We start from the raw sequence: 14,642 nt of genomic DNA, 5'->3' as shown, positions 1-14,642 counted from the left end.
CCCTTTGCCTGTTAATCGTAATAAAATACTTTGCGTGAAACGAGTGTCATAGTCACAAGTAGAATGACGGATACGATAAGAAAGTACACCCACGCCATCGCTGCGCTGAGGCTGAAATTAAGTGTTTGAAACGCCGTATCCGTTATCATCTGGCTTAATGCGTTTGTACTATAGGAGTCAATAACGGTATACACGATATTCGTCAGTAAAATAGGGCTAAGCATCGGGAAAGTAATTTTCCAGAACGCTTCATAGCCGGTCGTCCCCTCAATTTTCGCTGCTTCATACAAAGATGGTGAGATCGATTGGAGCGCTGCAAGGAATATCAGTATCTGCACACCAGATGAGCTGATAATTTCATAAATCCGATCGACTGATCCTGTAATGTAGCTAATAATCCCATTACCTACACCCGCCTCAACCAGCATTCGCTGAAGCTCAAAGCTAGTAAAAGCAAAGCCACCATCCTCACTTGAAGAACCCGTAATCGTCGAGGCGATGGATGCCATCTCAGAACTGTTCTCCAGTGATAGCACGGGTGCTGCAAGAAGTACCGGAAGAAAGAATACGGCTCGCGCAAATATCCTTCCTCTAAATTTCTGATTAATCAACGTTGCGACAAATAAACTAAATATCGTAATGGACGGCACATTAATCAAAATATCAGAAATTGCCTCAATCAGCGTTCGATTGAACGTTGGATGCGACATAAATAGCTGCTTATAAAATGAAAATCCTTCATATTTGGTATCGAAGCCTCCCTTACCAAGAGTTAGCGTATTTAAGCTATACAGAAAGGACTTATACAGTGGAATGCTAAACAAGAAAACAAAGCCTAGAAACCAAGGTGTTACGAAAAGTATGCCTAGTCTAGACTTTTTCTGCTGCAGCGTCGGACTTTTACGCTTCATCATAATCCACCGCCGATCACGCGGTAACCCTGTGCTTCAATAGAAATATCGTCTACTGTTACCGCTGATTTATTGTAGTTCACTATTATTTTTTTGCCTTGTTCAAACGTTGTTTCGAATACTTCATCAGCTAACTTGCGGTGGCCCTTAATCGTCTGATCCTGCACATCCCTTAAGATGGCATTGGATTCCTTATATAGTTGAACGGCCTCCTCAAACCAGTCTCCATAATGCGGAGAATATAAGTTGTTCAGCTTCGTATCACGAATCATAGTAGGCTGTGCGTAAAACCATTGATAAAATACATTGGATCCTGTCTCCAGCGTTTTTAGCAAGGCGGTTCTCTGATCTTGATCACGGCCGAGGTTTATAGGCGTTCCGACATAGTCCACATATCCGTGCAAAACCATAGAGTAGAAAGGCACATCTTCGTCAGCAATATTAAATTCACTGCTCGTGAGCGGAGCATTTACGATCGTCTTCGCATACGGCAATGTGTAAGCATTCCCTCCGCTAAGCATGATTTTCCCGGTTACTTTTTTAATCTTCTGCAGATTTTCACCTATAATCCCTATGGCTTCCTGTCGGTTAACGGTTTCATGAGAGGTAACATCACTGTTTAAATCCTCTCCCAAATCACGTAAGGAAACGCCATCGGAGTCAAATGATTCATAGTTCTTCAGAAACTTATCTACCACGCCCGTCAATTTACGAGGTGAGAGCAAATAGTAAAGCATATCTGAAGGATTGGTCGTTACAATATCATCATCAAAGCTTTTAGCAGATTTACGATTAAGGAAGCGCGTGGCATCTTTTAATGCTTGAAAGCCCTTGCCATTTTCATAAACCCTCTGAAAAGCAACGTCCGGATATACCTCGATATTGTTTTCCTCTGCATAATTTAATAATTTCTCAAACATCTTTTTTCCACCAAGAATAGAATCCAGCTTGATCGATGAAGGCAGCCTATGCTGAACGCCCTTGTTAAACCAACCTGAATATTTGAGCTGGATTTGGGATATGTCACGTTTCTGCAAAGACTCCAGTATTTCTATCGCCTGTGAATAGGTGGTTACCGCTTCGGTAGATGGATAAGGAATACCTAGAAAGTTTTTACGAACAGGAATTGAGCCGATTAACTCCAGAACGAATGGCGTGTCGCTCCCGCTTTTATGCCGAGTCAAGCCATAGTGCTTAATCAGATAGTCCCTGTAGTAATTAGCCATTCCCGTATAATCAGCAGAAGAGTCTTCTAAAAAAGCATAGCGAATTTGAAGGCCACTATCATACATCTCCGAATATTTAGGAACCTGCTTGGTAACCGAGCCCGTTCTAAACACAACTGGTTCCATGTCTTTCATTTTGAAAGTGGCACCTACGCGATTATAGCTATTCAGCTTGCCGCTCGTATCCGCCGTTATTGTTGCCTGGGCATCGCCCTGTTCAATAATGGCAAACATCGCGTGATTCTCCTGTTTCATTCCAAAAACAGGAAATCTAGAAACCTGTGTATATTGAACCTCAGTTCTCGAATTTTGCAGCGGTGTCTGATCGATGCCATACAGCGGAACCTCATAGGCACGTGCTGCATGGTTGTTATTGTTCAAATAAATGAGTGCTCCTGATCCATCCGGCACAAACATATAACCTTCAGCCTCATTATCAGTGGCTCCGAAAAATGGAAGTAATTGCATCGTATGAAGGGGGAATGCGTCCGAATCCATCACCTCATCCGTTGCAATTCGTGCAATGAGATTCTCACCCTCAAGCTGGTAGATAAGCGGGATAGTAAATCGAGGTGCTACATTTTCTGCCTGATCCCCACTCTCCACCATCTGGTTATCTTCTTGTGCATCTTCAGCCGTATAGCCGATGGACTCAAGAACTGCCACGACGTCCTTTACGACATAATCCTGCATTTTTTTGCGCTCATACTGCTGCTTCTCCTCGTTGTAGAAAAAACGAGTACGAAGCTTATTTCTAACTGCTTCATCCGCAATTTTGTTCAAGATTCGTTCTTCAAACCGTTCTTTGCCGACAGCTTTCGGGATAGAACTTAGACCCTTCTCTGAGCTTCCGATTTCGTAAGTGATTTTGACGCCGTTATCAACGAGAGCAATCTCAAACTGATTCTTCTTAATGCTCTCTTCTTCATTGTTCATAAAGGACTCATGCCCTTTGTCATTGAAATACGAAATAATCAGCTGTGAGGCTAGATTGGTTTTATTAATTGCCGTTGCAATCGTATCTTTGGCATGATCAATGGGATTGGTCGACCATACTTGCCCGTTGCGTTTCTCCCTCACACTGACCTCAGTCGTCTTCTTATCGATAAATAGCTGCAGATGCTCATTCTCAGCAATCATACCCATTCCACCCGGAAGTGCTCTCATTTCAGAAGCGATAGTCACTTCGTGGTTATCTTTCTTCATGGGCAGACTCTCGTTCGCAGCCTCCATCTCGTTCCTGAACATGGTTTCGTATAGGCATGATGCTGCAATAAGACAGCATAGCATCATCAATATCGTCCGTTTCTTTCCCTTACTCATGTACACACCTCCTCACGCTCTTGCCCTGATTTCTGAATAGATTGAAAGTATGAAAGTGGTCATCTGCTGCAGTAAGCTAAAACAAAGGATGCATAGAAAAACAATAAAAACCATGACTACAACGGTGAGGAATAAAGTCAGTAGTGTTTTGAAAATAGAGTATTGGTGAATGGTCATCATACCCACGAACAACAACCACAAAAACCAGCAAATAGCTGCAGACTCAATCAAATAATAAAAAGGGGCTTCTTCATGCGTAATCATATTACTGAATACGACTTGCGGCAGGTACAAAATAATGAACGGCAGCAGCGAATAACCAACAGCCGTAATAATCTCAAGAAACTTTCCTTCACCGTCCATTAATGTTGTCAGTGACCAGTTAGCCACACAAAACAAAATAAATGGCAGCACAATATAGATGAGCTCATCCACGCTGTTAAGTGTGCTTAGCTTATTGAAATTAACAACAAAGCCAGAGTATTGCCGCTTCAAAATCATCGTCACGACAAGTAACAACAGAATAATCAGCGCAATTTTCACTCGACCCTTCTGTTCATACTTCATCTCCCAGAATCCGTTGAAAGGTCTCATCATTGTATAGAAAGGCGCTTTTACAATATTGGTTTCAACAAAGTAGAGCTTCGGCTTTCTTCTGACCCAATAGATACGGATTGCAACGAAGAGCGCGGCAGCGGAGAGTAGAACCGTCATAATGGTACCAAAATGTTCCCATACATATTGCTTGCGGTATTGTTTGAAAGCTTCTGAATAATACTTCCTGTTATTTCCGTTTTTGAAATAATTCATGGCCATCTTGTTCTCATTTTTCTTAAGAAACGCTTTGCCCATACTAATATAAGCGATATCGAAATTAGCGTTTAATTGAAGCACCTTATTCCATGAATCAGCAGCTTCATCCACCTTGCCCGCATAATGGGCCTTTACAGCTTGCCGGATTAGTTTGCCATAGCGAGTCGGCGCAAAAATCGTCATCCGGTTCATCTCATTATCCAGAACCGCTATTCGCTCTCCGAGCATTGAAAGGGCAACCGGTTTTTGAAAGTTATTAGCCTGTGTGCCTATTCCCCCAAATTGATAGAGCAGGTTACCATCGCGGTCATAGGTAAAGATGCGGTTGCGAGTGGAGTCTAAGCCGCTATACATGCCGCTTTCATCGGATACTACATCAATGAATCTAGAGCTTCCTCTATTTTTTTGGTCACTCACTACACTCTTTGTGGGGGCAAGACGAATAACCGAAATGTCTCCCATCGGAGGGAAATAGCCTTCACGGCGCAATATGTCCTCCCCACTGGGATTAAACCTCTTAATTGGTGTATTCGAATTAGCCTCCGAAGATACGGCATAGATTAGGCCGCGATCATCGACATCCAAATTACTGAATTCAATTGGCAGGAATAACTCCATTTTCCCGACTTGCTCCTTGGTCGATAAACGTTTCCACAGCAAGTCAGTTGGATTAAATCTCACTTTGTTCGTTCCGATATAACCTTTAAAACCGCCTGAAGCGTCAAGCTCCATAATCCCCTCAAAGGCACCTTGTGCAATCACGTAAATCCGATCAAACTTATCAACGTACAGCTTGAAGGGGAAATATTGAAACCCTTCCGGGATTATGCTGGACTCAGGAGCTCCGAACAATTGAATGAGAGTTCCATCATTGCTGAGGTTAACGATACGATTGTTGTACGTATCCGCTACGTAAATATTTTGTGAAGCATCGACAAATACGCCATAGGGCTTGTTGAAGGTTTCCTTCTTGCCGTTATTGTCGAAGCCGTCTATCGTACGAATAAGTTTGCCATTCTCATCTAAGCTGACGATACGATTGTTTCCTGTGTCTGCGATATAAATCCGATGATCCTTGGCAACAAATAAATCCTGCGGAACATTAAAATGGCCGATACCAAGCTCCGATCCGTCCACATGCTTTTCGGCCAGATAAGGATATGGCGCAGGCTCCGCCTCTTCCCAGTAGGAATAGTTGTATCCGTGATCAGGCAGAGCATAAGCCGGAACAGCGAAGCCGGTAATGAAGCACATAAGGATAAGAAATGATGCAATGCCCCTTATGGACGCCAATTGCGTTCCCCCTTTCTCTTTTATTCTTTCAGGCCTGATGTCGACATTGTCTGAATCACGCTGCTTTGCGTCACGATAAAGATCGTGACCGGCACAAGCATCATAATGAGCGCAGCGGCAGCCATCGGTCCTGAACGAGCAAATCCTCCGGACAAAATTTGGCTAAAGGCATAATCCATCGTTTTTAACTGTTCACTAAACACATAGGAAGCGCCTTGGCCCCCGCTGCCTGTTCCCCATAAGCCTTTAAAGGAGAAAATAATAAGCGTTAGCCACGCTGGCTTAACCATTGGCATGACTATGGTCCAAAAGATCCGGTACTCGCTCGCACCATCAATCTTCGCGGCTTCAATTATCGCATCAGGGATTTGCTCCATAAATTGCTTCATTAGAAACAACCCCAGCGAAGTTGCTAGAGCCGGGAAAATCAGCGCCCAATAAGAGTCGAGCAAACCCAGCCACGTAATCGTTAAATAGTTGGGAATGGAAGTTACCTGAGATGCAAACATCAGCGACAGGATAACAATCCCGAATAGGATATTGCCGCCTGGAAGCTTCAGCTTCGCTAGCGGATACGCTGCCATGGAAGCTAAAATGACGTGCCCGACCGTGCCGGTTAATGCAACAAAGACCGTATTAAACACATAGCGAGAAAGCGGTACCCATGAATCAGAAAAAATAAGTAACAAATCATAAAAATTATCCACTGTCGGAGAACGTACAATAAATGTGGGAGGAAACAGGAACATCTCATCCAAAGGCTTTAACGCAGTGCTGATCATGAAAACGAAAGGCACTGCCATGAATGCTCCCGCTCCTAGCAATATTAGAAATAGAGCTATATCAACAGGAAGGGAACGATTGAGTTTCTTCTCTCGACGCAGACGAAAGCTTATATTCATGCTCTCTAGTCACCCACCTTCCGAAGCAATTTCTGCACGACCAAGTTCGAGCCAAGCATAATCGCGAATAATACGGTTGCAATCGCACTAGCATAGCCCATCTCGAAACGGATYGTCCCGAAATCATTCAGATGCGTTACTATTGTATGTCCCGCATACTGCGGGCTTGGGAAGCCGACTAGGCTTGTTGCCACATCTGCGACCGCGAACGAAGATGTTATTTGCATAACCGCGCCAAACATCAGCATCGGACGCAGTGAAGGCAATGTAATAAACCACAGCTCCTGCCAGCGATTTCTTATGCCATCGATCGCACCAGCTTCAATTAGCGTCATATCCATTCCTTGTAATCCAGCGATAAAAGCCAGAAAGGCTGTACCGAGGCTTAACCAGAGCTGAACCAGCATAATAATCGCCAGCATGTATTTGGGATCCTGCAGCCATTGAATCGGTTCAAGAATAAATCCCCATTTCATCAGGAATGCGTTGATATAGCCGAAAGAATCGCCAGAGAAGGCAACTTGCCATATCAAATATACATTTCCTGAAATCGATGGCGCATAAAATAGAAGCGTAATAACAGACCTTATCTTAGGTGAAAGCTCGTTGATGAGCCATGCAAGAAAGAAGCAAACGATATAGCTGAGCGGACCGGTTATCGCCGCGAACAGCAGCGTATTTTTCAACGCAATTAGAAACACTTCATCCTTGACGAACAAGTTGGCATAATTTTCCCAACCCACCCACCCTGGCGCTTCAAGTACATTAAAATCCGTGAAGCTAAGTCCGAATGCCATAAGGACTGGGAAGGCGGTGAAGATAAAGAAGAGTATGAAATATGGAGCAAGGAGTACATAGCCATGCCGTTTCACACTAATCTCGCCCCGTAGATGAGCAAGCCTCTTCCGCCTCTCGCTAGGCTGCCTCTTCAATCTGCTTGGACCCTGCAATTCAACGCTTGCTTGATTTGGGCCTGACAATACAACCGCCCCCTCTCTCTAGTTTGGCAAGCCGAACTCTTTTCGTTTTTTCACAATTTCCTCATTAATAAATTTCGTATAATGGTCTATCGCTTCACGTGGATCCTCGTTAGAGATAACGACGCTGCGGAAAGCATTGTCAAGATGACGGCCAGTGAAATATCCGCCAGCAACCTCAGGCAATCCCTTTGCCCATTTCCACTGCTCCATTAATACGTTGTAATCCTTTACCTGCCAAGGAATCCGAGCCACCGCTTCCAGATTAGCTGTGGAAGTTCTTCCAGCCGGGCCGAAAATGGCTTCAATTTCAAGACTGTACTTCGCCTGCACATCCGTGCTGGTCCACCAATCTAGGAAGGACCATGCTTCCTCCTTATGCTTACTGTCCTTCAGCATAATAGCAGCGGTTCCAGTTGCAGGCACTTCCCGGTGAATAGTGCCGTCAGCCTGCTCAAGTCCTGGCACAAGAGTGAAATTCCATAGTCCTTTCAGCTCCGGTGCAACGACGTTGATGAGATTGAATCTCGTATAGTCAGCAATCGCGATTGGCATCTCTCCACTGCGGAAACGGTTGACGAAGTCGGTCGTTAACGGCAGCTTATAGGTCGTATATAATTCCGTCCAATCGATAAATGATTTAACAGACACCTCAGTATCTAGTGCGCTGGCTTTATCACCTTTGCGATAAATTTCCCCGCCGTTTTGGAACAGCATCGTACCAAAGGTAAAGTTAACCGGCAATGTAGCGTTATCTTGTACGTTCGCCCCCGTTTTCACCAAAACCTGAATAGGAAAGCCGAACAACAGGTTTTGCTTCTGCAGCTCAGGAATAATCTCAAAGACATCCTCCCATGTTTGCGGAATTTCCAGATTCATTTCCTCGAGAATATCCTTCCGATAAAATAAAACCGGAAATTGCTGCTCAATAGGCAGTGCGAATGTTCCCTTATTGAATTCATAAGGAACTAATGCGCTCTCATGGAAGCGCTGCTTCACCTTGTTGAACCCAGGGTATTTGGATAAATCCTCCACTGCATTCCGCAAGGCATAATTGACTGGCTTATCTTCCGGCAGAGCGAAGGAAACATCAGGACCGCGTCCTGCCAGCATGGCTTGCATGAGCACGCCTTCACTGACCACTTTTATGTCGACGGCAACTCCGGTTTCAGGAGTAAATGACTCATCAATAAGCCGCTTCGCAATTTTTGCCTGATCAATCCCCTGCGTCATCCACACCGTGATTTTTTTACTGCCTTTCTCCGTCGAACCGAGCACATTGTAATCGGTGAAGAAAGAGAGCATGAACGTGCCCACTTGATGCTTCATTCTTTTGAAAAACTTCGCTTTGACAGCAGGCATTTTCTTATCAGGTGAGGCGATGACAAGATAATCAATCGATAAAGGCATATAATTGATGGAATAAATCCAATCTCCTAATGAGCTTGTATTGGATTTGAACGTCTCTAACCGGCGTGCTATTGTCTCTGGAGCATCTACCATGTCTTGCAGCTGAAAAATGAGCCGATTCAATGAAGCTGTGCGATCACTGCTGCCACCAGATATTTTCTCTACACGCTCAACTATAGATTTCAACACTTCCATTTGTTTGGTGAAAACTTCAATCATCTCTGGAATTTTTTTGTCAAGCTGATAATCCCGATATTCATCCGGTACCGTGCCCGTCACCATAATAATGCGCCGGAAAATATAATTTAGATCCAGCACGCTGGACTCCACTGTTCGCAGCAGCAATGCCATTTCTCCGAGTGTCACTTCAAGCTTAATCTCATGCTTGCCTTTCGTTAAATAAAATTGGTACGGACTCTTCCCGTCTCCAAGCTCATTCATTTCCCAGTTCGTTGAGAAACCAAAGGCAATGCCATCAGCCTCCTGAAACGGCAGCTTGCCGTCAATATACATTTTGCGATAAGAAATCATACCTCGTTGAAAGCTTTGTTTATATTTAATGCCGATATGATAAAGTCCATCTTCCGGCACTTCTATATCCCAAGTCATCCACTGACCGGATTCCGCCCAGTTGAAGCCGCCAATCGTGTTGAGTCGGATTTGAGACATATGATAAGGCTCGGTAGAAGGGCTACTGCGATCCATCATCGGATAAAGTACTTGACTTGACTTCAAATCCGCTAATTCCCCTTGAACCTTGATCATGACATCAGAAGCATCTTTATAACCATTCGACTCATATTCAGCGGCAACCGCTTCGTAATCCTTCGCTTGTTCAACTTGGTTCAGCTTGATAGAACGAATCAGCATCTTTTCCTTTGCGGAAACTAAAGTGATGCTGTGCTTCCCTGGAGTAAAATAATATAAATAGGGTTCATTGTGGCGACCATCCGCACTTTGTGCGTATGTCTCCTGCCACATCGGCAGCTCTACCTGCTGGACATGGGTGTCATTCCCACGCGTATCACGTGCAATTTCCGCTTTGCTCGTCCACACTCTCCCGAACACCAAATTTCTGCTCTCAGCAAACGGCGCTTCTCCATCAACCAGCAGCTCGCGGTCAATATCCGCACCCTTACCCTCCATTGGATAAAAATTTATTGCAATATTATATAAGCCTTCATTCGTTACATCGAACTCCCATGAGATACTTCCCGTTTCATCCGATTCAACCGCATTACCCGCCAATCCAGCTATGTCGTTAACGACGTTAGCCTTCATGTCTACCACTTTAGAAAAGGTATCTCCTGGAATGATAATCTCTTGCCCTGGCCTAGGCGCATTCTGATGCTTCACCAAATATTGGTCGTATCCGTCCTCACTCTTACTACCGAGCATCTGCTCCGAGATGGCTTCAGAAGTATCAGCAGCATTTGAGGCTGCCTTTACCATAGACATCCCCTTTGATTGAAAGCTCTGGGGCAGGATACACACAGCAGAAAGCGTCACTAAAAGTACAACCTTGACTATTCCATATTTATTGACATTGGCCATATGGAATCCCCCTTCCCGCTTATGAGCAGCACCCCAACCATAGAAATGAATTGGGGTGCGCGCAGCGTTTTATGCAACCAAATCCTATTTCTTCAAAGTCACATCAATTGCAGCCTGAGCAAGCGGTTTAATTCTCGCAAGCTCACTTGCAGGTGTCGCTTTTCCAGTCATGATATTATTAATCGCTTCATTGAAATAGCCCTGAAAGCCATCATAGGCAAAGAACTGCATCACCGTTCCGTTACCAAGCATTTTACGCAGCGTATTGAGGCCCTCTTCACTTCTAAAGTTAGCTTCTTCTCCACGAATTACGCCATCATAGCCTTTTTCAGGGTTTCTCTCATAAAGCTCCTGCCAAACTGTCATAACTGCTTTTGGGTTTTCTACATCCGCCATCAGATTCCACATGTTTACAGTTATTGGAACAACATATTCGGTTGCTTTAGGACCCTTAGGAAAGAATACATAACCCCAGTCATCAGCCAAGCTGCCATTGAAATCTGCTGAAACCCAACGAGCTCCAGGATAGAATAGCGCTTTACCTTCCACAAAAGATCCGCCCACAACTTTATGAACATTGTATAAATCGGAGACAAACTGAATAGCTTCTAATGCTTCCGGTTCCTCGAATGTAATTTGGTCATCTTTCGTTACAGATCCGTTATTGGAGTAAATGAAAGGAAGCGTTAGGCTCGAAGCTGTATCATAGGGAGTTACGCCGAATACGCCATCCTTCGTAGCGGCTTTGGTCATCGCTAGAAACTTATCCCAAGTCCATTCGCCCTTTTCCTGCAATTCATAAGGATCTTCTAAACCGAATTTCTGAATTAACGTTTTGTTATAGTAGAATCCATTGCCGTTATTGTCCTTGTCGGTGAAGCTGTACTGCTTCCCCCCGTAGCTGCCATTCTTCAACATAACTTGATTCCAGTTAGGGTCTTTCATATCCACTAGGTCGTCAATATTGCGAAGATACCCCTCTTTAACCATCTTCGGAATAGCCCATTCCGTCGGAATCATAATAATGTCGGCAAAAGGCTGCCCTGCTACGGAAGTGGTTACTATTCTTGATTGAATCTCAGCGAAAGGTACGGTTACATACTCAATTTTCACATTGTATTTTTCCTCTGCTTTGCGTTGCATTTCCTTCTCTTCCTCATTCAAATAGTTTTCCATTCCCCACCATTGCCCGATGCGGATCGTTCCGCCTTTAAAGTCAATCTTCTCATCGACTGGCGCAGTAGAAGGTGGCGCTTCTGTTGCCGTCTCCTCGGAAGTCTCAGTTGTAGGAGCCGGGGTTGGCTCATCCTTAGACGCATTAGATCCGGAATTTTGCGAGCAGCCAGTAAATACAAACATTGCAATCACCAGCATCATCGTTAATAATTTTAGCTTCATTCTTCTTTCCCCCTTAATATCATTTTTTGGATACATACCTTACTAAACCCAAATGAATGATCGCCTAATGTATAAGGATTGGAGTATATTTGAAAGCGGTTACATTTGGTTGTAATCCTAATTATAAGAGTTTGGTTTAAAGCGAGGTATCTGTACAAATTCATACTTTTTCTACATAAAAAACCTAAATGATAAGGTCCATCAAATCTCATAATAAATAACGATAGATTATCTAAAAATTTTACATACTACTACATCGTGAGCAGGTATACCCTCTAATAAAAGAAGCACCTACGCGAGCTTCATCTCCGCACGGAACCTTGATGGCGTGGTACCAACAACTTTTTTGAAAATTTTTGTGAAGTAGAAATAATCCTGATATCCCGCCTTTTCTGCAATTTCACCCACCATTAAATTAGTATTGCCAAGCAGCTTGCAGGCATAGGTAATGCGTAATTTGGCGATATATGCTGTAAACGTCTCACCTACTTCCTTTTTGAATAATTGACTGATATAACTAGGGTTTGTATAAAACTTGATCGATAAGCTCTGTATCGATATATCTTGAATGTAATTTTGATTTACATAGTTCAGAATAGCTCTAAAGGTTTCATTGCTAATTTCTTGTGAGACGTTTTCGGTCGCTTCAAGAATATATCTGCTTACATATTGACGTAAACAATGAATCATTTCAGATAGAGAGCCAAAAGAAGCAAGCAGCAGTTCATTGCTATATAACATCTTATCGGACAGCTCAATTCCAAACTGGTACATGAATGAAAGTACGATATTATAAAGCTGGAGTGCATGGCTCATAGCCAGACTTCCTTCTCTGAACAGGACGAGTACTTGGTCAAAAGCAACATTCGCAGCAGCTATATTACCTATTCGAATAGCATCATCAATTCTCTTCAGCATTTCGTTAAAAGGTTTGCGTATCGGGTTTTTTTTGCGAAATATCGCTGCTTTACCAGCAATAAAATAATGATCAGCTAATGAATTCGCGATTTCAACCGATTCTTTTAGTTTCTCTATTTCTGTTATTTTTTCACTTACGCCAATTCCACGGATCCGATCAGGCATCCCTTTGCTTATTTCATTAATTGTCTTCTCCAATTGAGCCCATGCCACGAGATACAGAGACTTTGATCTTCCGATCTTAACCTGCAAATAGTTTTCTGAAGCCTGTACTGACTCATTACCGATAGTGGAACAGACGATTAGGCCAACTCCATTATTAAAGCCATCGATTAGGCCATATTGTTCGAGCTTGTATGTAAGCTTATTGCGATTCGTTTCGTTTGGTTCTTCCAAAAATAATTGAAGTGGATTTTCAGCTGTCTCATGTTGCGCTTCATTATTTTTCTTAAATTTGCTTAGGATCGATATAATATCCTGTTCATCGAACGGCTTAAGGCAATACGCAAGCGCACCATAAGTGAGCGCCTTCTGCGCATAAGCAAATTCTGCATAGCCGCTTACGACAATAAATTGCGCTTTATGCGGAAGCTCACGTGCTTTTTTAATTAGCTCCAGACCATTCATACCTGGCATACGGATATCGGTGAATACGATATCCGGAAGTATAGCTTCAAACATGGTCAGTGCCTCTGTCCCGTTATGAGCCATTCCTACAACCTCAAACCCATAAGCATGCCAATTAACACTCGCCTTAAGACTCTCAGCAACCCATGCTTCATCATCAACTAGCAGAACCTTATAATACATTCGAAAATTCCCCCTTCGTCGACAGCTTCATCGTTACCCGAGTTCCTTCACCTTCCTTGCTAGCAATATCAAGTCCATACTTTGAACCACAAATCAGCTTGATCCTTACATTCACATTGGCAAAACCGATGCTATTATCTCTCTCGCCTATCAGCAATCCACTCGGCTCCGAGTCCGACAATGTAGATTGGACCCGCTCCAGTTGAGCTTGATTCATCCCTACCCCATCGTCCTCAATGACGATAATCAAGTCTCTGTACACATCCAGATAAGCGCTTATCCTTAATAAACCTTGCTTTTCACTTAACTCTAGTCCGTGATAAACCGCATTTTCGACAATTGGCTGTAAAATCATCTTCGGCACATGGCAGTTGCGGGCAAGACCATCGATATCAAATTTCACACTAAAGCGGGTACCAAAACGCAGCTTTTGAATTTGTAAATATGACTCGATGATAGAAAGCTCCGTGTCCAGGGGAACATTTCCTCCCCCCTTAACGCTGTAATGAAATATACTTCCAAGCAAAGCGGCAGCCTCTCTAATTTCAAGAACCCCTTTTACTGCAGCCATTCCTTTGATCATTTCCAGCGTATTATAGAGAAAATGAGGATTAATTTGGCAGCGCAGGGATGCAAGCTCAGCTTTCTTCTTCTCTAGCTGCATGAAGGAAAGCACCGCATTTGTATCCAGAAGCTCTTTGGCTAAGGAATCGTTCTTGTGAAGCAAAATGTTGCTTGTAATAATAGTGAACATAACTGCTGCGATAACAGCTCCAAACACAAATATCCAAATAAAAGAAAAGCGAATCTCGTTCATGTCGCGCATAAGTGCGTCTTTAGGGATCATATCTACAATCTCGCTCGAATATTTTTCACTGTTTGAGCTAATGATCTTAGCCATTTGCAAATAACTGGTGCATAAAATGAAAAATAAGACAAAGGTGATGGATAACGCGATTATGGATAACTGTGAACGAATCGAAAGCTTACGCAGCAAGGACACGTCTATCGCTCCATTCTCATGCGTAGGTTGATGAAAATGATGTGGGGACTCCCCACTAAGAAACTGATAAATAAAAATATCAAGCGCTTAGCAGGAAGTTATGG

At 43.4% G+C, this 14,642-nt stretch carries 9 protein-coding genes; all 9 read right to left on the bottom strand.

The annotated features are described in order from the left end of the window. Positions 1–11: 11 nt before the first annotated feature. Positions 12–914, bottom strand: coding sequence for a carbohydrate ABC transporter permease (locus tag AB4Z50_RS16120; RefSeq protein WP_321166097.1), 903 nt, complete (start codon positions 912–914; stop codon positions 12–14). Continuing rightward, positions 911–3,460: a DUF5696 domain-containing protein gene (locus tag AB4Z50_RS16115; protein ID WP_441880576.1), complete on the bottom strand. Its 2,550-nt coding sequence runs from the start codon at positions 3,458–3,460 to the stop codon at positions 911–913. Before AB4Z50_RS16115 ends, AB4Z50_RS16120 begins: the two co-directional genes overlap by 4 nt. 12 nt (positions 3,461–3,472) lie before the next feature. After that, positions 3,473–5,566 carry a YIP1 family protein gene (locus tag AB4Z50_RS16110; protein ID WP_441880574.1) on the bottom strand — a complete coding sequence of 698 codons (2,094 nt, stop codon included), beginning with the start codon at positions 5,564–5,566 and terminating at the stop codon, positions 3,473–3,475. Positions 5,567–5,586: 20 nt separating this feature from the next. After that, positions 5,587–6,468, bottom strand: a complete 882-nt coding sequence (locus AB4Z50_RS16105; protein ID WP_076271716.1) for a carbohydrate ABC transporter permease — start codon at positions 6,466–6,468, stop codon at positions 5,587–5,589. A gap of 5 nt (positions 6,469–6,473) precedes the next feature. Further along, positions 6,474–7,448, bottom strand: a complete 975-nt coding sequence (locus tag AB4Z50_RS16100) for a carbohydrate ABC transporter permease (RefSeq protein WP_441880572.1) — start codon at positions 7,446–7,448, stop codon at positions 6,474–6,476. An 18-nt stretch (positions 7,449–7,466) separates the two neighbouring features. Beyond that, the gene (locus tag AB4Z50_RS16095; protein ID WP_441880570.1) at positions 7,467–10,409 is read right to left on the bottom strand and encodes an extracellular solute-binding protein; all 2,943 of its coding nucleotides are present in this window, start codon (positions 10,407–10,409) and stop codon (positions 7,467–7,469) included. 84 nt (positions 10,410–10,493) lie between these two features. After that, entirely contained in the window at positions 10,494–11,807 is a 1,314-nt protein-coding gene (locus AB4Z50_RS16090) for an ABC transporter substrate-binding protein (RefSeq protein WP_441880568.1), read from the bottom strand. Positions 11,808–12,098: 291 nt separating this feature from the next. Beyond that, positions 12,099–13,535, bottom strand: coding sequence for a response regulator transcription factor (locus tag AB4Z50_RS16085; RefSeq protein WP_441880566.1), 1,437 nt, complete (start codon positions 13,533–13,535; stop codon positions 12,099–12,101). Next, positions 13,525–14,538 (bottom strand): sensor histidine kinase, encoded by a 1,014-nt coding sequence (locus AB4Z50_RS16080; protein WP_441880564.1) that lies wholly within the window; start codon positions 14,536–14,538, stop codon positions 13,525–13,527. Before AB4Z50_RS16080 ends, AB4Z50_RS16085 begins: the two co-directional genes overlap by 11 nt. Positions 14,539–14,642: the final 104 nt, after the last annotated feature.

The organism is Paenibacillus sp. 2TAB26, from assembly GCF_052115145.1.
In the GTDB taxonomy this organism is placed as follows: domain Bacteria; phylum Bacillota; class Bacilli; order Paenibacillales; family Paenibacillaceae; genus Pristimantibacillus.
This window is presented reverse-complemented; position numbering and strand designations above follow the sequence as displayed.

Excerpts from the sequence above, each read along its gene's own strand:
- AB4Z50_RS16120 (WP_321166097.1), bottom strand. The coding sequence starts at position 914 with ATGATGAAGCGTAAAAGTCCGACGCTGCAGCAGAAAAAGTCTAGACTA.
- AB4Z50_RS16115 (WP_441880576.1), bottom strand. The coding sequence starts at position 3,460 with ATGAGTAAGGGAAAGAAACGGACGATATTGATGATGCTATGCTGTCTT.
- AB4Z50_RS16105 (WP_076271716.1), bottom strand. The coding sequence starts at position 6,468 with ATGAATATAAGCTTTCGTCTGCGTCGAGAGAAGAAACTCAATCGTTCC.
- AB4Z50_RS16095 (WP_441880570.1), bottom strand. The coding sequence starts at position 10,409 with ATGGCCAATGTCAATAAATATGGAATAGTCAAGGTTGTACTTTTAGTG.
- AB4Z50_RS16090 (WP_441880568.1), bottom strand. The coding sequence starts at position 11,807 with ATGAAGCTAAAATTATTAACGATGATGCTGGTGATTGCAATGTTTGTA.
- AB4Z50_RS16085 (WP_441880566.1), bottom strand. The coding sequence starts at position 13,535 with ATGTATTATAAGGTTCTGCTAGTTGATGATGAAGCATGGGTTGCTGAG.